Origin of the sequence: Mucilaginibacter sp. Bleaf8, from assembly GCF_018390515.1 — a bacterium.
Taxonomy (GTDB): domain Bacteria; phylum Bacteroidota; class Bacteroidia; order Sphingobacteriales; family Sphingobacteriaceae; genus Mucilaginibacter.
Window position 1 is genome coordinate 1,499,886 of record NZ_JAHBBK010000001.1, and the last position, 26,466, is coordinate 1,526,351.

Here is a 26,466-nt window from a genome sequence, read left to right on the forward strand (position 1 = left end):
AAGCGCAATCAGCTACCCCTTCAATTTTTCCACCTGCGGAAAACCGGTGGCGTAATCTACATTTAGCCAGCCGGTTCTAAATCGCAGCGTTACATTACTACCTTTTTCAATTTCTTTTAATTTTAAATACCAGTAAACCATGCCCGATAGCTCAAGCTGGCGCAAGTTGTTGCTCATAAGGTAAAAGCTTATCGAACGGCCGTTTCTTTCTGCATATAGTTTCACTACACGATAAGTCACTATTTGTTGATCAATTGTTTTTAAGCGATTGATCAACAGTAGCAGGGCGTCGCCTATCCAAAGCTTACCGAACATAATCAGCAAGAAAGAACCGAACAGGTAAATCCAGGCCTGGGTTAGCCAGCTGCCTTTCAGATGCATTTGCGGAAAGTAGAAACTATACCATGCAAATAACAGCAAACTGGGTAGCCACACCCAATAGCGCCAGGCTCCGAAGAATTTTAGATCGTGTCGGATTATCTGCACATCTAAAAGGAGTAAAAAGAACGCTGGTATAAGTAACAGCCACCAACATTGCGGAAAGTGCCATGCTATTAAGTAAGTAGCCAAAGGCAGAACACCGGTCAAACTCATCCATATGGGGTTCAATATCATAAAAATGAACCAAAAAAGTCCGAATAAGGCAATCAACAACCCGGTCATACAACTCCATTTAGGTTATGATAGTAACAGTATAACGGTAAATTGGTTGATTAATGGCCACCACAAGTTATCTATTTACCCATATAGCGATGATAAGTAATAAAGAGACTGGCGCACAAAAAAAGGCCGCTGTTTTTATCAGCGGCCTTTCTACATATCTTAACAAGATTCAGATTACATCACCTGTGCCTCGCCCGGAGTGTCGGTACCGACATTCGAAGCGGGCTCTTCATCTTCAATCACCACGCCCATTGAGCAAAATTTATCTATACGCTCGCTTACCAACTCATCGATATTACGTGCTTTTAAGGTATTTAAATCCTTAATCAACGTTTTCTTAAGCGTTGCCGCCATCGCTATCGGATCCTGGTGGGCACCGCCAAGGGGTTCTTTAATAATGCCGTCGATAAGCTTGTTTTTCATCATTTCGGTTGATGTAAGCTTAAGTGATTCGGCCGCACGCTCTTTATAGTCCCAGGTTTTCCATAATATGGTCGAACAATTTTCTGGCGATATAACAGAGTACCATGAGTTTTCCAGCATCAGCACTCTATCGCCGATACCAATACCCAATGCCCCACCTGATGCGCCTTCACCTATAATAACGCAAATAATAGGCACTTTTAATACCGACATTTCGAGCAGGTTGCGTGCAATAGCTTCGCCCTGACCACGTTCTTCGGCTTCTAAACCCGGAAATGCTCCCGGCGTATCAATAAGCGTAATAACCGGTTTGTTAAATTTTTCGGCCATCTTCATCAGGCGCAAAGCCTTGCGGTAACCTTCTGGATTAGCCATACCAAAATTACGGTACTGACGATCTTTGGTGTTACGGCCTTTTTGATGCCCTATAATCATTGCGGTTTGACCATTGATACTGCCCCAACCACCAACAATAGCCTTATCATCGCCTATTGTACGGTCGCCGTGCAATTCAATAAAATCATCGCACATCAATTCAATATATTGTAATGTATACGGCCGTTCGGGATGGCGGGAAATTTGCACCCTTTGCCAACCGGTAAGGTTGGTATACATCTGTTTCCGGGCTTCTTCAAACTTACCCTGAAGCTCGTTCAGCGTTGCCGACATATCCACTTTGGTCTTCTCCTCTACTTGGCTTATTTTTTCAATCTGCTGCTGCAGTTCGGCCAACGGCTTTTCAAAATCAAAAGTAATTTTCATAATTCCTTTTTATCGGGGCGCTAAGTTAATTAAATCAAACGGCAAAATGCTAATTATGGTTTTTTAACTGCCAAAAGCGTGTGGTTTGCTGTGGTGTAAGCACGTTGTAGGTGTTATAACAAGCGGTAAGTACCGAAGTGCGGTATTCGCCTTCGTATAAACCGTAGCGGTTGCCATAGAAAGTTATATCGCCTTCATTCAGCTTTTTTGTGCTGAACAGTTCATCCAATTTTTTTTCGTTACGGACAACCGACTGCCCGATCTCCTTCTTTTTTAACTGCAGATAATCGCTGATACTTTTAACTTTTTGTACTTGTGAAGCGCTCAAGCCCAGTTCCTTTTTATATCGCAATACATCATCAGGCATAGGGTAATGATTCATGGTAGCAGGTAAGGCCATATCCAACAGATCGGGACCTTTCATAAAATCACTATACTGCTTTAAGGTAAGTGTTTTAATAGGTGAACGGGCCATTGTACTGTCAGTTACTGTTTGCCCGAATGCAGTGTAGATACATGACGTTAGCAAAATTGCACCAAACAAAGGTTTATACATATACATTAATTATACGGTCAAAAATGCTAAATTTTTAATTATAGTTTAAAATCCAATTTATCAGTTCATTACCCAAAAGCTGATAAAAAAAACAGCTTTTTAATTATTGAAGCCTGATTTCCTTAAGCCATCAGAGCTCAAAGGAGTATAATTTAACTATCAATTTAAATTATATTCCAATACTATATTTACGACACTTTTAAATGTTTACTGTACTGTTTTTAGTGTACTCTATAGCAAATACCTGTACTTCTTTGTTTGCAAACAAATGCCCAACAACTTGGTTATTCCATATATAAAACGCTATAATTCTGCGAATTAATTCTGGCGTTTGTACTCAAACTATATCCTTTGGCCTGTAAATGGCACCGCTTTTGAATATTTATGTTAAACAAAATTAATCTACCATGCAATTGACTCTAGGCTCGAACGGAAACTCTCAATCCAACAACAAAAGCAACCAGCTTCCTGAAAACATCATAGTGTTCTCTCACTTGCGATGGGACTTTGTTTTTCAGCGTCCGCAGCATTTGCTTACCAGATTATCTCAAAACTTTAACATCTACTATATCGAAGAACCTATTTTTGATGCAGCAGATCAGGAATATTATACTTTTACCAAACGCGACAAAAACCTTTGGGTTATGGTACCTCACCTGCCAGAAGGTTTAAGTCATGATGAACATATCAATACCCTGCGTACCATGTTTGACCGTTATATGGAAAATAAGCAGGCATTTGACTACGCATTCTGGTACTATACACCAATGGCGCTTGAGTTTACCAGCAAACACAGCCCGGCCTTAACTATCTATGATTGTATGGACGAGCTGTCATTATTTGACTTTGCTCCGCCACAACTGAAAGCGCTGGAAAAAGAACTGTTATCTAAAGCTGACGTAGTATTTACCGGCGGACAGTCTTTATACGAAGCTAAAAAAGATCAGCACCACAATATATATCCATTCCCAAGCAGCATTGACCGTAAGCACTTCCTGAAAGCGCGCGAGTACAAAACCTGCCCGCCCGATCAAATCAACAGCACACAACCAAAATTGGGCTTTTATGGTGTGCTTGATGAGCGTTTTGATGCGGAATTGATCAGAGGCATTGCTGATGCACGTCCGGATTGGCAAATCATTTTGATTGGTCCTGTTGTAAAAATTGATCCGGCTACACTGCCTAAAAATAAAAACATTCATTACTTAGGCCCAAAAAGCTATCAGGAATTGCCAACTTACATGGCTACCTGGGATATTGCCTTGATTCCGTTTATGCTGAATGATTCTACCCGCTTCATCAGCCCTACTAAAACGCCTGAGTATTTAGCAGCCGGCTTGCCAGTAGTTTCTACAGCAATACGCGATGTGGTAAACCCTTACGGTAAAAACAGCCTGGTACACATTGCCGGCACAGCAGAAGAATTTGTAGCTGCCGCCGAGAAAGAACTGAACACTACCGCCAAAGAAGGATGGCAAATGAAGGTTGATACCTTCCTGGCCTCCAACTCATGGGATAAAACCTGTGAGAATATGACGAAGCTGATGGAAAAAGCAGCTGAGAAGAAAATCTACATGCCAATTGCCCAATAATACCTCTTTATATCAAGCGCAGTCCTTCAGACTGCGCTTTTAAATTTTATACTACATGACGAATCACTCAGTGAACCTTATTGAAGTTTGGGGGGGATTAGAATGTACCTGCAACCGTGTTGACGATAACTATTTTGACCAGCTTGAATATGCAGGTCATTACCACCGCCAGCAAGACCTTGACCTGATAGCCAGCCTGGGCGTAACCCAAATACGTTACCCGGTTTTATGGGAAAAACATCAGCCAGCAGAAGATACCCTTATTGACTGGACCATCACCGAACAAAAGCTTAACCAGTTAAAGCAATTAGGCGTTAAACCTATAGCAGGCCTGGTGCACCATGGCAGCGGCCCCCGCTACGTATACATGGCCGATGATACATTTTCGGAAGGTTTGGCCAGATATGCAAACTTGGTAGCCGAAAAGTTTCCGTGGTTGGAGTATTACACACCGGTTAACGAACCGCTAACCACTGCCCGTTTTTGCGGGTTGTATGGCATCTGGTATCCACACAAAGCAGATGACCACCATTTTGCAAAAATCCTTTTGCAAGAATGTAAGGGTACCGTACTGGCCATGCAGGCCATCCGCAAAATTAACCCCAATGCAAAACTGGTACAAACCGATGACTTGGGCAAAATTCACAGCACACCTTTACTGCAATACCAGGCTGATTTTGAAAACAACCGCCGGTGGTTAACTTTCGATTTGCTTTGCGGCAAAATTACGCCGGAGCATCCTATGTGGGCATACTTCATTAAATCTGGTATTGAAGCGCATGAGCTGCAATTCTTTTTAGATAACGTTTGCCCGCCTGATGTGATTGGTGTAAACCATTACCTAACGTCTGAACGTTATATTGACGAACGCCTGGAAGTTTACCCACCGCATACCCATGGCACCAATGGTAAACACCGCTATGCCGATGTGGAAGCAGTACGTGTAGCGCACATTCAGCCAACCGGCCCTTATGGGCTGATTAAAGAAACCTGTGAGCGTTACCCGGGTATTGCTGTTGCCGTAACCGAAGTACACCTGCATTGTACGCGCGAGGAGCAGATGCGTTGGCTGCAGGAATTATGGCAATCGGCCAACCAACTGAAGGAAGAAGGTTATCCGGTTAAAGCGATTACCGCCTGGGCCGTATTGGGTTCATTTGGCTGGAACAAACTGCTTACCAAGCCTAACGGCACGTATGAGCCGGGCATATTTGACGTGCAAAACGGTGCACCACGTTCAACCGTTTTGAGCAGAATGCTGCAAGCCTACAGCCGCAATGAGGCTTATGAACACCCCGTTCTGCATACAGAAGGTTGGTGGAAACGTTCAATAAGGGTAGAATATAGCCCCGAACAATCCGGAATATTTACTGATAAGCCAATCGATCATATCACGCCGATGCTGATTATAGGTAAATCGGGCAAGTTGGGTAATGCATTTGCCCGTTTGTGCGATTTGCGAGGTATCAAATACCAATTAGTTGGTCGGCAGGAAATGGATATAACCAATTTGATACAGGTTGAAAAAATGATTCAGGAACATAAGCCCTGGGCCATTGTGAATACCGCTGGCTTTGATAAAGTAGATGCTGCCGAGGCCGAAAGTAAAGCCTGCTTTTTATTGAACACCTATGGCGCACAAAACCTGGCTGTACTTTGTAAAAAGTACGGCATCAAATTGCTTACATTCTCAACCGATCACGTTTTTGACGGACGCAAGAATAAGCCATATACTGAAAGCGACATCAAGGCACCGCTGAACATTTACGGGCACAGCAAAGCACTGGCCGAAAAAAGCATCCTGAAAGAAAACCCGGATACACTGGTCATAAGAACAAGCGATTTCTTTAGCCCTTGGGATAAAGACAACTTTGTTCATCTGGCGCTGGATTCTTTGCAAAACAACCGCGAGTTTGTGGCTGCGTCTGATGTACTGGTTTCGCCAACCTATCTGCCCGATTTGATACGCCTTAGCCTGGACTTGTTACTGGATGATGAGAACGGCGTTTGGCATTTAACCAATCAGGGTGCAGTTACCTGGGCAACATTGGCCTATGCTGTTGCCGAGCAGGGTGGCTTTGATACCAACCTGATTAAGCCAACATCTGTAAACAGCTTAGGATTGATAGCGCCGAGACCATCTTACAGTGTATTGCGCAGTGAAAAAGGTGCAGTTATGCCATCGCTTGAAGAAGGCTTACAGCAGTACTTTGCGGAAAGGGCTGCCAGTTAGTGGGGTAACGATTATGTTACGGTTAATCCTTTAATAAAAGTGCGCGTCTTATTCATATAAAAACACAGTATTATGAAAAGAACAATCTTAAGCATAGCGCTTTTATTATCAGTTATCACTACCCTGCTCAGCAGCTGCATGGTGCAGGACGATAGAGGACGAGGAAACCGTGGCAGACACCGCGGCCATCATGGTGGTCATCGCGGCCCGTACGACAGCAATGGCTATCATCACTACGACAGACGCTATTAATTACTATACACATAAATAAAAAGAGGGCTTTGATTGCAAAGCCCTCTTTTTATTTATAATTACCTCTCGTTTGTAGCAATAGGCAAATCCCTGCGCGACCATTCGCTCCATGAACCTACATATAGTTTAGCGCCTTTGATACCGGCATGTTCCAGTGCCAGTAAAGTATGGCATGCTGTAACGCCTGAACCGCAATGCACAATTACATTTTCGGGATTCACAGCACCAAGAGCCGCTGTATATGCGCTTTGCAATTCATCAGCAGGCAAGTAGCGATTATCGGGTCCCATGTTGTTTACAAAGGGAATATTGACTGCGCCCGGTATGTGCCCGGCTATTAAATCAATAGGTTCCGTTTGGCCCAGATAACGTGCCGTTTCACGGACATCGATTACCACCCGGCTTTCATCCTGCGCAGCTTTACCGGCCTCTTCCAAATCAACTGTTCCGGTAAAAGCTTCTGGTACTGGATAGGGTTCCAGTTCTTTGGCAAGTGCAGCCTCGGTACTTAGTGCCAAGCCGGCAGCTATAGCCGCTTGTAAACCGCCATTTAAAACCTGTACATTTTTATGGCCTACTGCATGCAGCATCCACCAAAAACGTGCTGCCGGATTAGCAGCAGCTTTATCATCATAAACAATAACATGCGTTTCCTTACCAATACATAAACGCCCAAGCAAAGCCGCAAAGGCCTGAATATCGGGCAAGGGATGGCGACCGCCATAAGCCGCATCCTGAGGCAGTTTAGCAAGATCTTTATCTAAATCAATGAAAACGGCGCCCGGCAAATGCCCTTGCAGGTAACGTTCATAACTATCAGGCCCCGAACGGGCATCCACAATAACTACATTATCGGTTGGTAATGCCGCTATAGCAGCAACTTCTATTAATGGCGACATAACAGTTTTAATTGATGTACTTTCAAATATAGAATATGCGGTTGTATTAAAATAAAATACTTGCCCTTAACTCGTCAGTATATTTTCACCAAACTTTTGCGATACGGTAACCGGGTCGGCCCCATCAATACTAATCACCAGCGACTGGTCGAAGGCAATTTTTTCGTGCAATTTAATTTGGGTGCCTATGGTAATACCCAACTTATGTAAATACTGTAAAAACGCACTACTGGTATCACGCACCGCCCCTACCCGGTAAATAGTTCTAATTTTACCATCAGCCAGCGTAGCCGAAAAGGGCTTGGCCATTTTGCCGTTGGCCTTGGGAATGGGGTCACCATGCGGATCATATTCCGGATAGTTCAAGAAATGCTCCAGGCGGTCAGCCAGGTCGGGGTGTTTGATGTGCTCCAGTTCTTCGGCAATATCGTGTATTTCATCCCAGCGGTAGGCTAACTTTTCAAGCAAAAACACTTCCCACAAACGGTGCTTCCGCACAATCTGTATGGCATCCTTTTGCCCTTGCGGCGTTAGCTTTACGCCCTTTTTTTTGTCGTACTCTATCAACTGCTTATCGCTCAGCTTGCGTATCATATCCACTACCGATGCCGGGTTATTACCCAACGCATCGGCAATGGCACTGGTGGATACCTTTACCCCTGCCAACTGCGATAAACGATAAATCGATTTCAGATAATTCTCTTCCGAAAAAGTATTCATTCTTCAATTACTTTTTAGATCAATCAAACATATGAAAAATAAAATTGTAGTTTATAAAATTAGGTATACCTAATTTTATAATTTTGACTTACAAAATAATATTCAACCCTATGCCAAAATTCATACTTATTATCACATTGATAATCTGCCACAAAGTAGCATCTGCCCAGAGCGGAGGACTGCAAGGTAAAATAATAAACGACGATAGTATTGCTGTCAGCGATGCTTCTGTCAGGTTATATTCCTTACATCTGGGTACTAAAACAGATACCGGCGGGCATTATCAGCTGCTGCACCTAACACCGGGTAAATATATATTACAAATATCGGCAGTTGGCTTTACGGGCCGCAAGGTTCAGGTAACTGTACAAAGCGGTGCGCTAAGCGAGGTAAATATTATGCTGAACCGGGCCGAATCCAAATTGAACGATGTGGTGATTACCGGTGTAAGCCGGGCTACCGAAGTGCGAAAAAATCCTGTTCCGATAGCTGTAATTACTAAAAAGGCGATGGATCAGCAAAATAACAGTAATATTATTGATGCGATAGTAAAAGGCGTACCGGGTGTAAATGCTGTTACTACCGGCCCTAACGTATCCAAACCGTTTATACGCGGCCTGGGCTACAACCGGGTGCTTACTTTATATGATGGTATACGGCAGGAAGGGCAGCAATGGGGCGATGAACACGGCATTGAGATTGACCAATACGGCATTGGCCGTGCTGAGGTAGTAAAAGGCCCGGCCAGCCTGTCGTATGGGTCTGACGCGCTGGCGGGCGTAATTAATATGATACCCGGTTTGCCAGCTATGCAGAACAATAAACTAACCGGCGACTATACCGCCGATTACCATACCAATAATGGCCTGATAGGATCATCTTTGGGATTGGGATTTAAAGATAACGGTTGGCGATATACGCTTCGCGGATCTGGTAAAATGGCACATAACTACCGCAATGCTACTGATGGCTATGTTTATGGAACCGCTTACCGCGAATATAACCTGAGTGCATCGGCCCGTGTTGATAAGCGCTGGGGCTACATGCAATTTGCAGGAACACTATATGATAACCGGCAGGAAATACCCGATGGTAGCCGCGACTCGCTAACACGCCGCTTTACCCGGCAGGTACTGGACGAAGGCGACGATATTAAACGCAGGCCTATAGTGCCTGATGCCGACTTGAATACCTACCGTTTAAACCCGCTTTACCAGCATATACAACATTATCGCCTGTATAGTACCAGTCAGTTCAAAGTAGGGAGCGGCAGCCTGAATGTGCTGCTGGGCGGGCAGCAAAGTATACGCCGCGAGTACAACCACCCTACCCAACCCCAGCAAGCCGGCCTGTATGTGGTGCTCAATACCCTTAATTATGACGTAAAATACAACCTACCAGCCTTTAATGGCATTGAAACTACGGCTGGTGTAAATGGCATGTACCAAACCAACCGCAGCAAAAATGCTACTGACTTCCCCATACCGGATTATGACTTGTTTGATATTGGCGCCTTTGTATTTGCGCGTAAAAGCATCGGCAAGCTGGATATATCAGGTGGCATACGGTACGATAACCGCAGCTTGCAATGGATTGATTTTTATGTGGCCGACAATCCGGCAAATGGCTTTCAGCACCGTGTTACCGGCACCGACACTGCGGGTGCTTACCTGCAGTTCCCTAACTTCAACAAAAACTACCGTGGCGTATCGGGCAGCTTGGGTATCACTTATAATATAACCGACCGCTTACTCATTAAAGCCAACGTAGCCCGCGGCTACCGTGCACCTAATATTACCGAAGTAGGCTCGAACGGGTTAGACCCCGGCGCGCACATTGTATATCTGGGTAACCGCACCTTTAAGCCTGAATTTAACCTGCAGCAGGACATTGGCCTGATTGCCTATTTAGCTGATACCGACATCAGCGCCGAGTTGTTTAACAACAACATACAAAATTACATTTACCAGGCACGCCTTAACGATGGCAACGGCCAGCCGGTAGTCATTGTACCCGGCAACAGCACTTACCAGTACCAGCAATCCAAAGCACGGCTGTATGGAGTAGAGGTTACATTTAACCTGCACCCAACAGCTTTAAAATGGTTATGCTTTAACAACAGCCTTGCTTATGTAAAAGGGCTCAATAAAAATGAAAATCTATTAAGCCGTTTCGGTGATGAAGCCAGATACCTGCCTTTTATACCGCCAATACATTATCGCTCAGAGCTACGGTTTACTGCTCAAAAAAGTTGGGGCCTGCTTAGTCAGCCTTACATTAAATTAGAAGCTGATGCCTATGCTGCACAAAACAGTTTTTACGCACTGGATAACACGGAAACCTACACGCCCGGCTACGTATTATGGAACATCGGGTGCGGCACAACCGTTAAAAACCGTTCGGGAAAAACGGTGCTAAACGTATTTGTACAGGCGGATAACCTGTTTAATAAAGTTTACCAATCGCACCTTAACCGGTTAAAATACTTTGAGTATTACAAAGCATCGCCTAATGGCCGCTCGGGCATTTACAATATGGGGCGAAATGTGAGCTTTAAAGTGATTGTTCCGTTTTAGTAGAAATGGCCATGCGTAGTGCATGGCCATTGGTTTTAGTATCTGAATGCCAACCCTAAAAAGTAATCTTTTTGTGCTGCTTTTTGGAAACCGTAGTTAATGCCGGCGTCTATTTTAAAATCCGGCGTTATTTCATATTCCAATGCCGTATCTACAAAGTTGTGCACATGATGGTTTTTGAAATTGTAAGAGTAATAAGTTTCAGCAAATACTTCCAGCTTTTTAAACAATACATGGCTTATCACCACCGAGTGCTGCAAATCGGCATGGCGTGATGCATCGGCATCATCATCTTTCAGGTAATCGCCTTCAACCTGCATACCTATTTTCCAATCGTGCGGCAGTTGCAGTAACATCGGTATCATCAAACCCTCTTCGTACAGTTTGTTGTCAGAATAGCGATTGGTTGGGAACTTGATATAAGGCATCAGTGCAATACTGAAATTGCCATCATAGTTTCCATATATGTTTTGCTTGATGCGCAAAGTCAGGTCGCCAAAGCCACGGTTAAATTCTTTTTCGCCGTTTTCCAACTCTTTGTTCACCTGGTGGCCAAAGGTTTGTACAATTAACTGTAAAGAAGTGTTGGGCAGTAAGCCAAACTTCAGGTCGGCCTGGTTAATTAACCAGCGGCGCTCGTCAGACTCTGATGTGGTTTGATGCTCGAATCGCCCTAAATCAGCTTCATATTGAAAGTGACCGGCATCCACTGTAAGTGGGGTTTCGGTAAAGTTTGGCCGGTCGGTTTCCATTTCCTTCCGCATTTTCTCTTTAGGTACCGGATGGAATAAGGAGTATTTAACCTTAGGCGTATCCTGTGCTTGTGCATCAAAGCTTGCAAAAGAGAACAGCCCTGCAAAGGTTACAGCGCTTAGCAAAAAGCGTGTAAATGTTTTATCATTCATAAGTTTCTTTAGAAATTCCTTGTTAACAAATTACTTGCCAGTTTCCATATGCGGTGCATCAACCGGCTTGGATTCAGACGATCCTTTTTGCCGCAGGTAAATGGTCAGAAATACGATTGATACGATGGAAATGAATTCGCTTTGCCAGTTCTGAAAAGTTTCAAACCAAAAGGTCGGTTCGCCCAAAAATTGTAATATACTATCTTGTGGCTTATGCATCAGTACCTGCTTATCATTGTGATCAATCCAGCTGCCGTATAAGTGTAAACCCCAACTGATAACAAACAGGATCAGAAAACAGATAGACAAGGAATTATTATACAATTTTAAAATCCAACCGCCTTTTTTGACCGGCCATGGCGCATCAGGGCCGGGTTGTGGCTCGCGGTCAACATCTTCGGGTTCGTCAAGGCTTTTAGATTCTGCCGAACCTATTTGGCGCAGGCCTACGGTAAGTACTACATACATACCCATCTGCAAAAACTCGCTCTGGAAATTCTCAAACGTGGCCGACAGGAAATGGCCGGTTCCCAAATAAGAGGCAAAGGATATAATTTGGCCGCCCTGATCTTGTATTTCCTGGTTATTTTCCTTCCAGCCGGTAAGTGCCTGTGCTACCAGCGTTATCAGAAAAAGAGCTAAAAAGAATAGCGTAAGTCCGTTTCGATATACGAAGCTATGTTTGGTACGGGATGACATAAGTGATTATTTGTATCATGCAACCTGCTGTGCATTAAAATTGTTTCATTCCTGCGGGTTGTAGTTTTCCACCGCTTTCCACAACCTGATTTCATTTTATTAGGAATATTTAACTATAAGGAAACAGAAAGCCTAAATGCTTGTTCTTTGGTTGAGATTATGCGCCGCTCCTGCGATATATATTAAGTTCCTGACATAAGCTCAAAACTGAAATTCATTCATGAAAAAGGAAGAGATACATCTGGAGGATATCCAGCGGATACTGTTTGGACAAGCACCGCCTATGTTTTTGCTGGAGGTGTTTATACGCACTATTATAATTTACATTTTGATGCTGGTGATTGTGCGCTGGCTGGGCAAGCGCATGAGCGGACAGCTCACTATTATGGAAATGGCAGTAATGCTTACGCTCGGTGCCATTGTATCGGTACCTATGCAAATGCCCGACCGTGGCTTGTTACAGGGCTTGTTGCTATTGCTGATTGCCGTGCTGTTTCAGCGCGGACTTAGCCTGATAGGTTACCTGAGCGGCAGAATTGAAGACATTGTGCAGGGCAAATGCAGTTTATTGGTAAAAGATGGCGTACTGCAACTTAAGCAAATGGAGAGTGACCGTATATCGAGGCAACAGGTTTTTGCACAACTACGTGAAAAGGAAATTTATAACCTTGGCAACGTTGACCGCCTTTACCTCGAAGCCTGCGGTATGTTCAGCATTTTCAGATCTGATAAACCAAGGGCAGGCCTGCCTATTTTACCGCCCGACGATAAAGACATGCTGGATTTTCACAAGCAGTCAACCGATGCAAACCTTCAGCACATTACCATGGTAGCCTGCATAAACTGCGGTTTTGTGAAACGGGATAATGAGCAGGTACCTTGTCAGGATTGTGGCCATAATGACTGGGCAAAAGCAATTAACTAAAACCAACCATGCAACAAATTAAAATAACCGACTGGCAACGCATACTTTTAGGTGATGTACCGGCCGGCTTTTACATAGAACTCGTTATTCGTGCACTGATAGTATACCTGATATTAACAGTGGCTATGCGCCTGCTGGGCAAGCGTATGTCATCGCAAATGGGCCGTAATGACATGACCGCCCTGGTATCACTGGCCGCTGCCATTGGCGTACCCCTGCAAGCGCCCGACCGCGGAATACTTGCAGCTGTAATTATTGCCATTGTAGTAGTATACATTGGCCGGTGGGTAGCTGCCAAGACTTTCAAAAGCCAGAGTTTTGAGAAGACATCCGAAGGCAATATTGATATCATTATTAAAGATGCTGTGCTCGATTTAGGCAACATGAAGCGCGTACGTTTAACCCGCGAGCGGTTAGTGGCGCAGCTACGATCAAGCAGCATTAAACATACAGGGCAGGTAAAGCGGCTATATATGGAAGCCAACGGCAACTTTACGCTCATTAAAGAAGAGAATCCGAAACCGGGCTTATCGGTATTACCCCGATGGGATAAAGATTTTAATGCAGAATTTAAAAAGTCGGACGAGTTGCTGGTTTGCCAGACCTGCGGGCTAACACAGAAAAAGCCGTTTGATGAGAATACCCCCTGCCCAAACTGCGGCGATAAGGTTTGGACCGCAGCAGTTGAAATTTAACTTTTAATCTACTTTTATGAATTACAAAATACAGGTTACCAACAACGGTACCACCCGAAACATTCTTATTGAGCCATCCATATATCAAGGCAAAAAGGTATACCAGGTAATTACCGATGACGAGAACATGGTGCTTTACCATGAAGACAATGAATGGAAGCTCGATGAAAACCACCACCTGAATCCGAAATGGGTTATACAAATTGGCCAGGCCATTACAGCTATTGAAAAGCTGGCCGATATACCGGCTATTTAAAGCTGGCTAAGTAAAACAAAAAGGCCTCACCTTGTAAGTGAGGCCTTTTTGTTTTACTTATGCGGCGGGTTTATTTCTGGTATCTCGTACTTTTCGCCCTTTGATAAAATATCTACCTGCAAGCCGCGTATGGTTACCATTTCATCGTTACTGGCCTGGGCAATATTGGTACCCCGGCTATTGTAACCATTAATAATGATGACCACACCACCGCCAATTATTTCGGCATCCTTGCCATTACGTATTATTACGGCCGTATTTTCTTCTATTCCCATACCTATAGAGGTTGGGTTGGTGGCAATTACCTGTGCCATACGTACAAAACGGCCGCGGTTCACAAAGTGCGTATCAATACACACGTCGCGCAAAAACTCCAGCCCTGTAGTGATTTTTACATGGCCTGCAATCATTTCTTCCTTACCTACACCCTGGTATATCATGGGTGTTGACATAGCCATTGCGCCTGCACTGGTACCGGCTATAATCAGCCCATCGTGTATATACCGTTGCTTAAGCAGATATAGCGTTTTAGTGCCGCCATACAGGGAGGTAAGTTTTAACTGATCGCCGCCAGAAAAGAACACGCCATGCGCTTTATTCAGGCGTTCTTCCAACTCACCGAAATTGATTTCACCACGCTCATCATGGTGAATGTGGTTAATGGTTTTGGCTCCCATTTGCTGAAAAGCCTGTTGGTAATCTTTAAATGACTCTTCTCCTTCGCTCGAGGCTGATGTAATTACCTCAATATGCGGATCATCCACCCCCATTACCTCCATAAAGGTCTTAAGCACTTGCATACGCTCGGGATCCAGTTCGGCCGATTCTTTTTCTTTATCTTCCTGTTGTCCTTTGTCTTCTGCGCCGCCTATGATTACCAGTATCCCATTAGGTACCGGGCAGCTGTTCATTTCTCTGTCTTTTTTGATATCCATATTCATTTTATTTCTTACAGCCGGTCACTGTGCGGTAAAGCATTTACAAAAAACGAACTGCTAGATATGGTTACCGGGTTATATGTTGGTTACCTTTTATAAACAAAGCACTGTTAAAAAGTTCTGAAAAACTTTTTAACCATTAGCTAAACAATACACCCTGCCGCCGCCTTATACAGGTGAGCTGTAACTACACATACCACAAATACGACATAACACCTACGCTATATGAAACCAGTAATGGCAATTATTGAGAGCCCCAAAGGAAGCGGCCATAAATATGATTACGAACCTGATCTTAAATGTTTTAAACTGGCCAAGGTGATGCCCGCCGGACTGGTTTTTCCGTTTGATTTTGGCTTTATACCCAATACCAAAGGTGAGGATGGCGATCCGCTGGATGTAATTGTCATTTCGGAGATTGAAACTTTTCCGGGCTGCTGCATGGACTGCCGCATAATTGGCTGCATTAAGGCCGAGCAAACCGAAGAGGATGGCGAAACCGTTCGTAACGACCGCTTTTTGGCCGTTCCGGAAGTATCCCAGTTATTTAAGGAAATAAATGCTTATGATCACCTGCCCGAAGGTATTATCACGCAGATTGAGAACTTTTTCAAGAACTATAACGACCAGGCAGGGAAAAAATTCAAAGTGCTTGATCGCTTAGGCCCACAAGATGCCTACAATGTTATTGTAGGCATGTAGGCTATCAAATAATTGAGCAAGTAAACTTACTTGCTCAATTTAATTTCAACACGGCGGTTTAACGCACGTCCTTCTTCTGTCGTGTTATCAGATACTGGCTTACTTTCACCAAAACCTTTAACGCTCATGTTATCACCGTTGATGCCGGCATTGATAAGATAAGTTTTTACTGAATTTGCACGGTCAACAGATAAAGACATGTTATGCTCGGGCGTACCTTCGGCAGATGAATGGCCATTCAGTAAAAACCGTGCCGACTGATCTTTCTTCATTTCGGCAGCAACCTGGTCAAGCACCTGGTATGAGGCAGTTTTAAGCACAGCCGAATTAAACTCGAACTGGATGTTGCTAAAATTATAATTTGGCTTAGCAGGCGCCGGTGCAGGTGGCGGCGGCGGTGCTTGCGGTGTTTCAGGCTTTGCCGGTGCCGGCGGATCTGCCGGGTAAGTTACCGCTGGCTTAGGTGTTTCAACCACTTTCTTTTTGGCTTTACAGGCAGGTAAAACCGCTGCTGCAACCAATATGGCTACGTAAATGTTATTAAACTTTTTCATGCTCAAACTTTGTTAGGCAGGGGTAAACATATAAAACATTCCGGCATCTTCCTAAAAAGATGTATTTTATTAACAACATTTTGCATATAATAAAAAGAGCCGGCATGCGTTTCATGCCAGCTCTTTTAATTTAAAAATGCGATGGATTAATCGTCATCATCTTTCTTTTTCTTTTCCAGTATTACAAAAGCGCTGCGTTTAGGTGCAGGCATCACAGAATCTTCACCTTTGATGGATTTCCAGACCACCTCGTTCAAGGCCAGATCCGGCGCGGCATCTTCCTTCTTAAAGTTAAACGCCTCCGATCTTATACTGCTTTTATTAACTGCTATATTACGTTTGTTAATATCTACACGTGCTGCTTTAAATTGGTAGGGTGTTGCATCCATCTTATTAGTAAAGCACTCATACATGGGCATGGCAGCGGCATCGTACTGGCTCATGGGTGGCAAGCCTAATATCAGCTCGATAGTACGCAATATGCCCGATGTGGAATACATACTATGTATAACCGCATTACGCTTTACATACGGCCCCACCACAAAAGCCGGCGAACGGTGCGCATCCACATGGTCGGGCCCGTTTTGGGCATCATCTTCCAGGATAAATACAACCGACTCTTTCCAGATCGGGCTTTCGGACAAGTGCTGTATCATGCGGCCAATGGCCAGATCATTATCAGCCACGGCAGCCATAGGCGTATAAGCGCCCTTTTTCTGGCCGCTGGTATGGTCATTAGATATACGGATGGTGCTCAGCTGTGGTACCGCTTTAATAGCCAGCAGCGAATCAAAATCGTGTATCCAGGCATCGGCTCGCACCTGGTCTTTGATATCCATATCAAACCCCGGCGAATGCGGCCCCATGTGGCCCTGCAGTGATTTTAGGTGCGCATTGTTATATTCACCAAACTCGCCATAGCTACGATAGCTTATGCCAGCACGCTTGCAGTAATCCCAAATAAAACCATCGCGCGGATAAGTGGCCGGGCGTCCGCCCTCGTAGTTGGTAGTACCGCCACGACGACCGTAGCTGGTAGGCCATGTTTTTTCAACCACATCGGTGGCATAGGCGGCCATGCTCCAGTTGTGTCCGTCGGCGCTTACTTCGGCATCCACATAAAAATTATCCATCAGCACAAAATCATTAGCCAGTGCGTGGTGGTTAGGTGTTACGTCGGCCCCAAACAGGCATAGTGATTTATCGCCGTTACCTTTCGGCATATCACCCAGCACCTGGTCGTACGTACGGTTTTCCTTGATGATGTAGAACACATATTTCATGGGCGATTTATCGCCCACCTTACGCGGAATCGGATTGCCCTCTTCCCCATCGGCCATCACCGCCTTTTTATCACTGAACGGCGTATTTTTGTAAACCTGCTTGGTGTACGATTTTAGTTGCAACTCATCAGGTGTTTCAATAAAAGACAAAGTACCTTTGAATAATCCGGCAATGTATTGCAAGCGACTATTGGCCGTGCTGCCCATATGTATGCCACTGTCATCAAACTTGGAAATGGGCTGCGGGCCCTCGGGATTGGGCAGGGAGGTTGTACCCTTACCATTAGTTACCAGTATCTTTTTACCCAGCACTTTCACATTGGTTGGATACCAGCCCACCGGGATAAACCCGCGGCTTTCGCTTTTACCGGTTACAGAAACATCAAACACAGCCAGGCAATTATTATCTGCATTGGCGATATACAATGTTTTCTCATTTTCGGAAAGCGCTAAACCGTTGGTGGTTGATCCGGTAAGATTAGTAGGATATAACGTGGTTGACAGCGTTTCGATCACCTTGTTATCGGCAGTTCTGATCACTGAAACTGTATTGTCATTAGCGTTGGCTACAAAGAGTAAAGTACCCTTCTTGTTCAACAGCAACTCATTAGGGTGGCTGCCGGTGGTAATGGTTGTAGCAATTGCGTTAGTTGCCGTACGGAAAGCCACCACCTGATTACCTCCCCACAGGGATACATACAGCGTTTGCTCATCGGGCGATAGCACGCAGCTGTAGGCAATGGTAGGGAGTTGTGTTTTGTTTACTACCGCCCGTGTTTTCAGGTCGATAGTATAAATGCAGCTATCTTCTTTAGTAACCGTGTAAAGGCGGCTGTTATCTTTACTCACTACCATACCGGTAGGGCAAACCTTACCCTGCGGCCAGGGTGCAGCTAATTTTATGGTATCTGCCGTTTTAAGCTTATTGCCCTTCAACTCAAAATCCAGAATGCAGTTATCATTACCACCAGAGGCATACAAGTGTTTTTCATCATTACTGAAAGCCAGGCCGTACCAGGCTTTGCCGGTCTCTTTTTCATCAAGCAGCTTTTCATTCTTCGGATCAACCAACTGAACGGATTGAGTGCTTTGCCCATTGTTGGTTACAGCGAGTAGCTTGCCCGACGGGCTTAGCTGCATATTAAGCGGCAAGTCGCCCAATTGCAGCGACCGGCCAACCGGGCTGAGCTTCCACCCGTTGGGCAGCAATATCTGGCCGGTGGGTTTTAGCTTACCAGGTACCTGCTGGGCTTCACTTTCGGCAACGCAGCACAGGCTTACCAGTAGCGTTATAACCGGGTAAAAGCGTTTGGATATATATTTCATAAGATTACAAATACAAGTTAAGTTATTTATGCAGATTAAAAGTAACCATAGCACGTAAAGTGAAACCGTTTTGCGACGCAATGGTACCAATATCACGTATAGCTTCTGATGGTGCAACCCGGCTGCGGGTGGCATAAAAAACCGGGCCGCCACACACCGAAAAAGCAAACCGGGAATTTGCAGGAACCATGTTTAAAGATGGCCCAACCAATAATTTGGCACCGCCTTCGGCTTCATCTTCTTCCCAAAAGCCTTCCAAATCCTCGCCAACAGCTTCTACACCGGCATATAAATTACCAGCTATGCGGTGATGAAAGCCTACGCTGGTTACCAGGTCAATATCATCACGGGAGCTATCAAAAGCCTTTTCGAAACGCATGTTACCGCCCACCCGCCATGCTGCGGTGTTAAAATAAGCAGTTACCCGGCTAAACATAGCTTTCACATTGCTCATATCACGGCTTACACCTAAGCCAATACCAATACTCGGGCCAAACAATTGCTTGCCGCCAATCACATCCCTGATTACTTCGGCCTGCTGTGAGCTGGTCATGCCGCCGGTACGGGCAAAACCAAAGGCTGCATTGGCAAATAAAGTGAAGCGATTACCCAGATAACCTTTAACCGCAAATTGCTGGTCAACACCGTTATAACCAAAAGGCCCGGCCACGCGTTCGCCATAGCTACCCGAGTAGTTGAGATGCCAGTATGGATTGTCGCCGGTAAGCGTATTTACCGTGAACAAAAAAGGCTGCGACAGATTCCCTGCCATAGCTACCTGGCCTGCGTTGGTAGCATTAGGCTGTACCTGTGCCTGCACAGCCAGCCCCATCAGCAAAGCACATAAAAAAGTAAAGCTTTTTTTCATGAATAAAATTGTGTGTGTGTGTGTGTAATGTACCTGAAGGATGATTTTCACCTTCATACCTTCCAGTTACAAAAAGACTAACTGTATCTGATGTAAAGGTTACCAAAAGGTAACGCCGGTGTTAAGTACACCGGCGTTACACTGATTTTAGTCATTTTATCAACAATGTTACATATTGCTGTTAGTTGGTAAGCTTGGTTACACTGTCTCCGGTTTCAATCTCACTGATATCTGACGATATGCTTAGCGTATAGTAAGTGTTACCCCGTGGCGTAATCCATGTTTTTGATGCAGCATCAAAGCTACCGCCCAGTTTCATAAATATACCGGCATCTGCAGGTGTTGGGTGCGGTATAATATAAAGGTTGGTACCCTGGAACAGGAACGGCTGATCGGTACCGGTTGCAGCGTCTTTCGTGCTGTAATGATCGTTATCGGCTATACGATAACCTTTATTGGTTGTAGCATTGTAGATGGTAGTTTTACCCGAACCGCCAAAGAACACCACATCTATAGGAGCTGTACTGTCATCAATGGTAATACCCGAAAAGACAGCCAAACCACCGGCGTTACCGCTGTTTGGCAACAAGCCGCTACTCTTGCTACCAAAACCATCACCATCATTGGTTACATAGGCAATAGCACGTATCCATTTAGCCGAGCTGATATCCGTTGAGTTGGCACCGTTGATGCGTTTATTGCTGCCACCTACATAAAAATAATCGCCTTTATTCACTTTGCCCTCAGTAAGGTTAAACGCGTAGGTTCTGCCACCGCCGGTTACCCAGCCCGAACCCGGTGCATCACCGGTATTTGGTGAAGCGCTACCTGCGTTGGTACAAGTTACTACCGAAGCCGGTGTTTTTGAGAAATCAATATTGCGGGTAGCCATAAACTGGAAGTACTCATAGTTACCATCGCCACCTTTAACATCAGCGATGATACCGGTAATAATAATATCACCTGCCTGTATTGGGAGGGCGCTCGGATCGGGTGGTGCCGTTACGTCGCTAACGTCTGACAGCATACGCGGCCACACCTGTAGCGTGCGCTGCCCAGCCTGATTTTGGCTCACCATCAAAACACCTGCAAAGCTGGCCAGTGACGGAATTGGCGCCGAGGCAAAATGAGCATTAGCCTCGGTGTGTAATACGACACTGTCGGCACCGTTTACCAGGTACTTATCGCCTGCATAACTATCGCCAAATTTGGGGGCGGGCGTTACGGTAGCTTTATTAACCTGCACCAAAGTACTTTCATAAGCATCGGGGTTTTGCTTGATAGTAAAGCTAGATACGACCCTTGGTTTAACTGCATTATTGGCCGATACTTTGGTAACCGCACCTTCGGTAACACCAACTAACTGCATGGCGCCGTTCACTCTTTTCAACGACAGCCCTTCTACTTCAATCATCAGCGAATCGCCCATATGATAGTTGGCGGCAGCAGTACCCAGGGGTAATATGATACCGTTAACTTGTGAACGACGGTTGTTCTGTAAAACCACCATGCCTGATGGCGCATTACCTGAATCGGGATTGGATATTACGATACCCACAATTTGGTGGGCACCCAGCATACTTTCACGGGTAAGCGTAACATCCGCTCCGCGGTACAACGCACGTAAATCACTTACGGCGATGATGGGGCTCGGTTGCCCCGCTGCAAAATCATGCTTTTTACATGCCGACCATAACAGACCGATGCTTAAAAGCGATAAAAACAAAAATATCTTTTTCATAATCTTTTCTACTTGGATAAGGAAGTGATTAAGGCTTTTGCCACCAAACTTTAGTATTAATATCATCGGGCCCCTGTGCGGCTACAGCAGCGGTATAATTTGTTGGATTGGTAGACTGGATATAGGTTGGATAGTTAAGGCGGGCAGGCATTATACCGTTGTTATCCAAACCCGGCCCTTTAGGCAATACCGGGTGACCGGTACGGCGATATTCAAACCACTGCTCCAGATCTGTAAAGAACAAGGCATAATATTTTTGACGGTGTATAAGTTCCATCTTTTGATCGAGGGTATAACCTTCATCCCATTTTACCATCTGGAAACCAAAATAACCGGCAGGCACATTTAACCCCCACATAGTGATAGCACCAGTAATACCTGCTTCGTAATAGGTTTGTGCCGGTTTAGATGTAATCCAACCTTTGGCGGCCGCTTCGGCTAAAATAAATTGCACCTCAGCATTGTTCAGGATATTACCTAAAAGCGGTTCGGACTGTAATGATGTTAACAAGGTCGACTTCGCCTCAGGTGGCTGGCCTGGCAAATAACCACTTGGCACACCGCCATACTCTCCCTGGTACTGGGTAGCCCAACGCCCAATACGCGGATCGCTCATTTCATTCAGGTTGTCTACAAAAAAGCTGGCCAGCTTAGGTGTATACCAATCGGCCGGACGCCAGGTAGCAAAAGGTGATACATAAGGCGCCGTACCATTCCATTTTAATATGGCCGATTCATCATTACTGCTGATGATGGGATAATCGCCAGGCTTTGTATCTACCATCTCTTTAATTTTAGCAGAAGCATTAGCTTGGTCTTTGCCAGACACACGTAATAACAATCTCAGATAAAGGGAGTTGCCAAACTTACGCCATTTTACAGCATCGCCGCCATAAATCGGATCACTGGCCGAGGCTACATTAACGCCACCTTTTAACAAGGTGTTGGCAGTTTCCAATTGCTTAAAGATATCTGCATATATATCCTGCTGCTTATCAAACGCCGGTGTAAACAAACCTTCTTTACCTTTATTGGCTTCAAAGTACGGTACGTCGCCGTAAGTATCAGTGAGCAATGAAAAAATCCAGGCTCTACAGATCAGCGCAATTCCCTGATAAGAATTATTGTCTATTTCAACACCCCCGTTATACACATCGTTAATATTAGTCAATTGCAGGTACCAGTTCTGGTACAGGTAATCGGCTTCCGATTTACGAACCTCATACCTGAAAATCCGCCCTTCCACATCGCCCATATTCACAGTAACCTGCATCAACTCATTAGTTATGCGTTGACTGCGGTTCATATTGGCCGATACAATGCTGGTTATTGCCGGCGCCAACAAGGCTTGAGGCAATGCATGATCGCTGGCATTAGGATTAACAGCCAACTCTTGAAAATCTTTTTTACAAGAAGTTACAGAGGCCGATAATGCTAATGCGATACAGTAAATAATATATCTTGTTTTCATGTTTATTTGCTGATTAAATACCTATGGTTAAATTAAACCCAAACGTGCGTGTAGTTGGGAACTGCCCCAGTTCAAAGCCACGGGCTATGGTTGAGGAACCTCTTGCATCTTGTGTAATGGTACCGAACTCCGGGTCAAAGGCAGGCCAGTTGCTGATGATAAAAAGATCGCGGCCATATACGCCCAAACTAACCCGTTGCAGACCTAATTTATTGGCTAAGCGCGGACTGAATGTATAATCGAACCGTGTTTCGCGCAGCTTAATAAAGTCGGTAGAATAGGTGGTACCTTCCACATTGTCGCGGCCTAAATGCGATGTATAGTAAGACCATACATTAGGCGCTACTACATCGTTAGGGCGGTAAGTACCATCAGAATTTTTGATTACACCATCACCAATGATACCGTTATACCGGCCGGGCAATGTATTTTTGGTTTTACCCGATTCGGCTAATACAGCCGCTGTAAGCGAGTAGCCTACCGCTCCATATTGCCCGTCTATCAGAAAACTAAAGCTGAAATTCTTGTACTTAAACTGGTTACCGATACTGGCTTTCCATTTAGGCATGGTGTTGCCTATATAGATGGTGCTGTCAGTTAATTTAGGTGAACCACCCTCATAAATTATCTGCCCGTCAGGTGACCGCTGATAACCTAAACCATATAAAGATCCCATGCTTCTGCCTACACGTGCCACCACGGTTCCTCTGTTGGCGGGGCCACCTTGTAATAACAATCCGCTTGTTTCCAAACTACCGGGTAAAGACAGCACTTTGTTTTCATTAGCTGTAAATGTTCCAAAAATGTTCCAGCTAAAGGCTTTAGTCTTTATTGGTGTGCCATTGGCCTGAATTTCAATACCCCGGTTTTGCACCTCGCCCGCATTGATGGTTGCCTCTAAGTATCCGCTGGCAGGGTCTACTTTATTTTGCAATATCTGCGAGCTGGTATTGCTTTTATATAAGGCTATATCAAAACCAAACCTATTGTTAAACATTCTGATATCGGTACCGATCTCGATACTGCTGGTATACAACGACTCCAGATTCGGATTAGCTACACTGGTAGGGTTAGCCAAACCACCCGGAAAGATACTGTTTGGGTTGTAAAAGAAAGACGTACGATACAAATCGTTCTGACTGCTGCCTACACCAGATATTGATCCCCTCAATTTAGCATAAGTAATAAATTTAGGCAGATCAAATATTTCGGATATAATAGCACTTACGTTGGCCGATGGATAGAAAAACGACACATTGGCGGTGCTGGTAGGCGTAGCTAACACGCTGCTCCAGTCGTTACGGGCAGTCACGTCCAGAAATAAATAATCTTTGTAGCTGGCAGTAAACAAGCCGTAAAAACTATTGGTTTTATATTTACCGCGGTAAGGCAACGGGTTTAAGATACCGGCCGCATTAGCCAATGTATATACACCCGGATATTTCAGAGAATCGGCTCGATACTCATCACGCGTATAACTGTTGGTAAGCATACTACCGCCTACTGAAACGGAACCAGAAAAATCTTTACTAACCTTTTTGTTATATCTCAATAAAAAGTCATTGTTTATTTCCTGCGAGAATATATTCTGGGTTCTGAACATACCCTTTCTGAACTTTTCCGTATCAAATGGCCGCTGTTGAGAGCGTTGATCATACGAAAAAGTCATGGCTGTTCTCACCATCAAACTTAGATTTTTGGTAAAGTTATAGGTGGCCTGAACGTTACCCACCAAATCGTTACGGTTTGATTTGTTGAGCATTTCATTAACAATCAGGTAAGGATTGTCTGGGAAGCTGCTGAAAGGATAACTCTGTGCTATGTTTTCACGGCCCGGCAGCCAGTAATCTTTCAGCCAGTCCAGGTTACCATTGGGCACCCAAAACATATTCCAGTACATGAGCGACTGGTTGTTGTAACCTGTTGATGGCAGGTTGTCGCTGGATTTGTTTGTATAATTAACCTTCGCAGCAATCTGTAACTTATCAGATGTTCTTTGAGTAGCCGACAAAGCTATACTGTTACGTGTGTAACCGGTGTTCGGGATAATCCAGGTGTTCTTTAAATTAGTAGCCGAAAAACGTACCGAAGTTTTATCGGTACCGCCATCAAGCGTTACACTGTTGGTAAACGTTTTACCGGTCTCATAAAAGTTTTTCCGGGCATCGGGGTAAGCAACCCAAGGCGTTCTGGTTGTAGCGCCGGTATGGGTTACCGGGTCATACTGAAAGTACGATTGTCCGTTAAATTTAGGGCCCCATGCCGAACTGGTGCTACGGGTACTTGCCCCATCGGCCGTAGCGCCAAATGAATAATAGTTTTCGCCGGCTGCACCTTGTCCGTACTCATACTGATACTCAGGCCAGCGCGAAATTTGTTCAATTGCCGTATTGGAATTGATAGTTACACCAATACCCTTTTTAACACGGCCAGATTTGGTAGTAATCATGATTGCCCCGTTGGCACCACGCTGCCCATAAAGTGCAGCTGCACTTGGACCTTTCAGCACGGTCACATCTTCGATGTCTTCGGGGTTGATGTCATTTAAGCCACTGCCAAAGTCAACCGGCGATTCGCCATCCAGGTAAGCATTGTTACCATCACCTGTGCGGCGGCCGCTACCTCCATTTATCACCACACCGTCTACTACAATAAGCGCATCGTTATCACCTGTAAGATTGCTCTCGCCACGTAATATAATACGATTTGACCCTCCAGGCCCACCGTTTGATCGTATAAGATTTAAACCGGCCACTTTTCCGGATAATGCATCAGTCCAGTTGTTGGAAGGTGCCTGGGTAATTTGTTCGCCTTTTATTTTGGTAACAGCGTAACCCAGCGCTTTTTCTTCACGTTTAATACCTAAAGCTGTTACCACCACCTCGTTCAAAGCGGTATTGGTTGGCTGTAATTTAATACTTAGGCCAGCCTCTGCTTTGATTGCCTGGCGTTTAAAGCTTTCATAACCCACCATCGAAAAACTGATGGTTTCACCTTGCTCAACGCGTACGCTGAAGGTGCCATTTACGGATGTGGAACCATAGTTTCTTCTTTTACCATCCGTAATGGTAACCCCTGCCAATGGCTGGTTATCATCGGCCGAGAGCACTACGCCGCTCATCAATACGGATTGTAATCTTTTAATAACGATGTTACCATTATTATTACGGATGCCTACCGATGCCTGGCGCTCCACCTGCTTAAGCAAGTCACTGAGGCTTAAACTGGCTGACGGCAGGGTGATAGTTTTAGCCGTATTAAGATCGGCATCATAAGATACTTTGTACTTATAGGCGGATTGCAGCCGGTCAATAATATCGGCAATAAGAACTTGCTTGCTGCTAAACGTAATTGGCCCGTTGGTGCTGCCTGTGCTTTGTGCATAGGCTTGCACCATGCACAAGCTAAGCAGCAAACACAGCAATAG

General features: G+C 44.8%; 22 protein-coding genes. 8 read left to right on the top strand and 14 right to left on the bottom strand.

What is annotated here, in order from left to right; genetic code table 11:
- Positions 1–12 precede the first annotated feature (12 nt).
- The 3 genes from KHS38_RS06495 to KHS38_RS06505 form a co-directional block, all read right to left on the bottom strand.
- Positions 13–486 carry a hypothetical protein gene (locus KHS38_RS06495; protein WP_213487686.1) on the bottom strand — a complete coding sequence of 158 codons (474 nt, stop codon included), beginning with the start codon at positions 484–486 and terminating at the stop codon, positions 13–15.
- Between the two features lie 351 nt (positions 487–837).
- The gene (locus KHS38_RS06500; RefSeq protein WP_213487687.1) at positions 838–1,848 is read right to left on the bottom strand and encodes an acetyl-CoA carboxylase carboxyltransferase subunit alpha; all 1,011 of its coding nucleotides are present in this window, start codon (positions 1,846–1,848) and stop codon (positions 838–840) included.
- A 49-nt stretch (positions 1,849–1,897) separates the two neighbouring features.
- Complete coding sequence (locus KHS38_RS06505; RefSeq protein ID WP_213487688.1) at positions 1,898–2,404, bottom strand: hypothetical protein; 507 nt, start codon at positions 2,402–2,404, stop codon at positions 1,898–1,900.
- A gap of 407 nt (positions 2,405–2,811) precedes the next feature.
- On the opposite strand from KHS38_RS06505, the gene KHS38_RS06510 reads away from it, so the two are divergent.
- From KHS38_RS06510 to KHS38_RS06520, 3 genes are all read left to right on the top strand, one after another.
- On the top strand, positions 2,812–3,996 hold the full coding sequence (locus tag KHS38_RS06510; protein ID WP_213487689.1) for a glycosyltransferase family 1 protein: 1,185 nt from the start codon (positions 2,812–2,814) through the stop codon (positions 3,994–3,996).
- 55 nt (positions 3,997–4,051) lie between these two features.
- Positions 4,052–6,229: an SDR family oxidoreductase gene (locus KHS38_RS06515; protein ID WP_213487690.1), complete on the top strand. Its 2,178-nt coding sequence runs from the start codon at positions 4,052–4,054 to the stop codon at positions 6,227–6,229.
- A gap of 72 nt (positions 6,230–6,301) precedes the next feature.
- Positions 6,302–6,481, top strand: coding sequence for a hypothetical protein (locus tag KHS38_RS06520; RefSeq protein ID WP_213487691.1), 180 nt, complete (start codon positions 6,302–6,304; stop codon positions 6,479–6,481).
- A 59-nt stretch (positions 6,482–6,540) separates the two neighbouring features.
- Here the strand turns inward: KHS38_RS06520 and KHS38_RS06525 are convergent, their stop codons facing one another.
- Both KHS38_RS06525 and KHS38_RS06530 read right to left on the bottom strand, forming a co-directional pair.
- Entirely contained in the window at positions 6,541–7,380 is an 840-nt protein-coding gene (locus tag KHS38_RS06525; RefSeq protein WP_213487692.1) for a sulfurtransferase, read from the bottom strand.
- 66 nt (positions 7,381–7,446) lie between these two features.
- Positions 7,447–8,100 carry a metal-dependent transcriptional regulator gene (locus KHS38_RS06530; protein WP_213487693.1) on the bottom strand — a complete coding sequence of 218 codons (654 nt, stop codon included), beginning with the start codon at positions 8,098–8,100 and terminating at the stop codon, positions 7,447–7,449.
- Between the two features lie 110 nt (positions 8,101–8,210).
- Between KHS38_RS06530 and KHS38_RS06535 the strand changes: the two genes are divergently transcribed.
- Positions 8,211–10,676 carry a TonB-dependent receptor gene (locus KHS38_RS06535; protein ID WP_213487694.1) on the top strand — a complete coding sequence of 822 codons (2,466 nt, stop codon included), beginning with the start codon at positions 8,211–8,213 and terminating at the stop codon, positions 10,674–10,676.
- Between the two features lie 35 nt (positions 10,677–10,711).
- On the opposite strand, the gene KHS38_RS06540 is transcribed toward KHS38_RS06535, so the two are convergent.
- Entirely contained in the window at positions 10,712–11,581 is an 870-nt protein-coding gene (locus tag KHS38_RS06540) for a transporter (protein ID WP_213487695.1), read from the bottom strand.
- A 30-nt stretch (positions 11,582–11,611) separates the two neighbouring features.
- Positions 11,612–12,280, bottom strand: a complete 669-nt coding sequence (locus KHS38_RS06545; protein WP_213487696.1) for a DUF6766 family protein — start codon at positions 12,278–12,280, stop codon at positions 11,612–11,614.
- A gap of 220 nt (positions 12,281–12,500) precedes the next feature.
- Between KHS38_RS06545 and KHS38_RS06550 the strand changes: the two genes are divergently transcribed.
- The 3 genes from KHS38_RS06550 to KHS38_RS06560 are packed head-to-tail and all read left to right on the top strand — an operon-like array spanning position 12,501 to position 14,156.
- Complete coding sequence (locus tag KHS38_RS06550; RefSeq protein WP_213487697.1) at positions 12,501–13,205, top strand: DUF421 domain-containing protein; 705 nt, start codon at positions 12,501–12,503, stop codon at positions 13,203–13,205.
- A gap of 8 nt (positions 13,206–13,213) precedes the next feature.
- Positions 13,214–13,900: a DUF421 domain-containing protein gene (locus KHS38_RS06555; protein WP_213487698.1), complete on the top strand. Its 687-nt coding sequence runs from the start codon at positions 13,214–13,216 to the stop codon at positions 13,898–13,900.
- A 16-nt stretch (positions 13,901–13,916) separates the two neighbouring features.
- Positions 13,917–14,156 carry a hypothetical protein gene (locus KHS38_RS06560; RefSeq protein WP_213487699.1) on the top strand — a complete coding sequence of 80 codons (240 nt, stop codon included), beginning with the start codon at positions 13,917–13,919 and terminating at the stop codon, positions 14,154–14,156.
- A gap of 53 nt (positions 14,157–14,209) precedes the next feature.
- Here KHS38_RS06560 and KHS38_RS06565 read toward each other — a convergent pair whose 3' ends face one another.
- Positions 14,210–15,091, bottom strand: coding sequence for a cyanophycinase (locus KHS38_RS06565; RefSeq protein WP_213487700.1), 882 nt, complete (start codon positions 15,089–15,091; stop codon positions 14,210–14,212).
- Between the two features lie 228 nt (positions 15,092–15,319).
- On the opposite strand from KHS38_RS06565, the gene KHS38_RS06570 reads away from it, so the two are divergent.
- A complete protein-coding gene (locus tag KHS38_RS06570; protein ID WP_213487701.1) occupies positions 15,320–15,796 on the top strand; it encodes an inorganic diphosphatase in 477 nt (158 codons plus the stop codon).
- A 26-nt stretch (positions 15,797–15,822) separates the two neighbouring features.
- Here the strand turns inward: KHS38_RS06570 and KHS38_RS06575 are convergent, their stop codons facing one another.
- From KHS38_RS06575 to KHS38_RS06600, 6 genes are all read right to left on the bottom strand, one after another.
- Entirely contained in the window at positions 15,823–16,350 is a 528-nt protein-coding gene (locus tag KHS38_RS06575; protein ID WP_213487702.1) for an OmpA family protein, read from the bottom strand.
- Between the two features lie 146 nt (positions 16,351–16,496).
- A complete protein-coding gene (locus KHS38_RS06580) occupies positions 16,497–18,959 on the bottom strand; it encodes a bifunctional YncE family protein/alkaline phosphatase family protein (protein ID WP_213487703.1) in 2,463 nt (820 codons plus the stop codon).
- 22 nt (positions 18,960–18,981) lie between these two features.
- Positions 18,982–19,827 carry a hypothetical protein gene (locus KHS38_RS06585; protein ID WP_213487704.1) on the bottom strand — a complete coding sequence of 282 codons (846 nt, stop codon included), beginning with the start codon at positions 19,825–19,827 and terminating at the stop codon, positions 18,982–18,984.
- Between the two features lie 181 nt (positions 19,828–20,008).
- Entirely contained in the window at positions 20,009–21,568 is a 1,560-nt protein-coding gene (locus tag KHS38_RS06590; protein ID WP_213487705.1) for a DUF5689 domain-containing protein, read from the bottom strand.
- Positions 21,569–21,596: 28 nt separating this feature from the next.
- On the bottom strand, positions 21,597–23,039 hold the full coding sequence (locus KHS38_RS06595; RefSeq protein ID WP_213487706.1) for a SusD/RagB family nutrient-binding outer membrane lipoprotein: 1,443 nt from the start codon (positions 23,037–23,039) through the stop codon (positions 21,597–21,599).
- Positions 23,040–23,052: 13 nt separating this feature from the next.
- Positions 23,053–26,436: a SusC/RagA family TonB-linked outer membrane protein gene (locus KHS38_RS06600; protein WP_249665297.1), complete on the bottom strand. Its 3,384-nt coding sequence runs from the start codon at positions 26,434–26,436 to the stop codon at positions 23,053–23,055.
- Between the last annotated feature and the right edge of the window lie 30 nt (positions 26,437–26,466).

Excerpts from the sequence above, each read along its gene's own strand:
- KHS38_RS06500 (WP_213487687.1), bottom strand. The coding sequence starts at position 1,848 with ATGAAAATTACTTTTGATTTTGAAAAGCCGTTGGCCGAACTGCAGCAG.
- KHS38_RS06505 (WP_213487688.1), bottom strand. The coding sequence starts at position 2,404 with ATGTATAAACCTTTGTTTGGTGCAATTTTGCTAACGTCATGTATCTAC.
- KHS38_RS06510 (WP_213487689.1), top strand. The coding sequence starts at position 2,812 with ATGCAATTGACTCTAGGCTCGAACGGAAACTCTCAATCCAACAACAAA.
- KHS38_RS06515 (WP_213487690.1), top strand. The coding sequence starts at position 4,052 with ATGACGAATCACTCAGTGAACCTTATTGAAGTTTGGGGGGGATTAGAA.
- KHS38_RS06520 (WP_213487691.1), top strand. The coding sequence starts at position 6,302 with ATGAAAAGAACAATCTTAAGCATAGCGCTTTTATTATCAGTTATCACT.
- KHS38_RS06525 (WP_213487692.1), bottom strand. The coding sequence starts at position 7,380 with ATGTCGCCATTAATAGAAGTTGCTGCTATAGCGGCATTACCAACCGAT.
- KHS38_RS06530 (WP_213487693.1), bottom strand. The coding sequence starts at position 8,100 with ATGAATACTTTTTCGGAAGAGAATTATCTGAAATCGATTTATCGTTTA.
- KHS38_RS06535 (WP_213487694.1), top strand. The coding sequence starts at position 8,211 with ATGCCAAAATTCATACTTATTATCACATTGATAATCTGCCACAAAGTA.
- KHS38_RS06540 (WP_213487695.1), bottom strand. The coding sequence starts at position 11,581 with ATGAATGATAAAACATTTACACGCTTTTTGCTAAGCGCTGTAACCTTT.
- KHS38_RS06545 (WP_213487696.1), bottom strand. The coding sequence starts at position 12,280 with ATGTCATCCCGTACCAAACATAGCTTCGTATATCGAAACGGACTTACG.
- KHS38_RS06550 (WP_213487697.1), top strand. The coding sequence starts at position 12,501 with ATGAAAAAGGAAGAGATACATCTGGAGGATATCCAGCGGATACTGTTT.
- KHS38_RS06555 (WP_213487698.1), top strand. The coding sequence starts at position 13,214 with ATGCAACAAATTAAAATAACCGACTGGCAACGCATACTTTTAGGTGAT.
- KHS38_RS06560 (WP_213487699.1), top strand. The coding sequence starts at position 13,917 with ATGAATTACAAAATACAGGTTACCAACAACGGTACCACCCGAAACATT.
- KHS38_RS06565 (WP_213487700.1), bottom strand. The coding sequence starts at position 15,091 with ATGGATATCAAAAAAGACAGAGAAATGAACAGCTGCCCGGTACCTAAT.
- KHS38_RS06570 (WP_213487701.1), top strand. The coding sequence starts at position 15,320 with ATGAAACCAGTAATGGCAATTATTGAGAGCCCCAAAGGAAGCGGCCAT.
- KHS38_RS06575 (WP_213487702.1), bottom strand. The coding sequence starts at position 16,350 with ATGAAAAAGTTTAATAACATTTACGTAGCCATATTGGTTGCAGCAGCG.
- KHS38_RS06580 (WP_213487703.1), bottom strand. The coding sequence starts at position 18,959 with ATGAAATATATATCCAAACGCTTTTACCCGGTTATAACGCTACTGGTA.
- KHS38_RS06585 (WP_213487704.1), bottom strand. The coding sequence starts at position 19,827 with ATGAAAAAAAGCTTTACTTTTTTATGTGCTTTGCTGATGGGGCTGGCT.
- KHS38_RS06590 (WP_213487705.1), bottom strand. The coding sequence starts at position 21,568 with ATGAAAAAGATATTTTTGTTTTTATCGCTTTTAAGCATCGGTCTGTTA.
- KHS38_RS06595 (WP_213487706.1), bottom strand. The coding sequence starts at position 23,039 with ATGAAAACAAGATATATTATTTACTGTATCGCATTAGCATTATCGGCC.
- KHS38_RS06600 (WP_249665297.1), bottom strand. The coding sequence starts at position 26,436 with ATGGTGCAAGCCTATGCACAAAGCACAGGCAGCACCAACGGGCCAATT.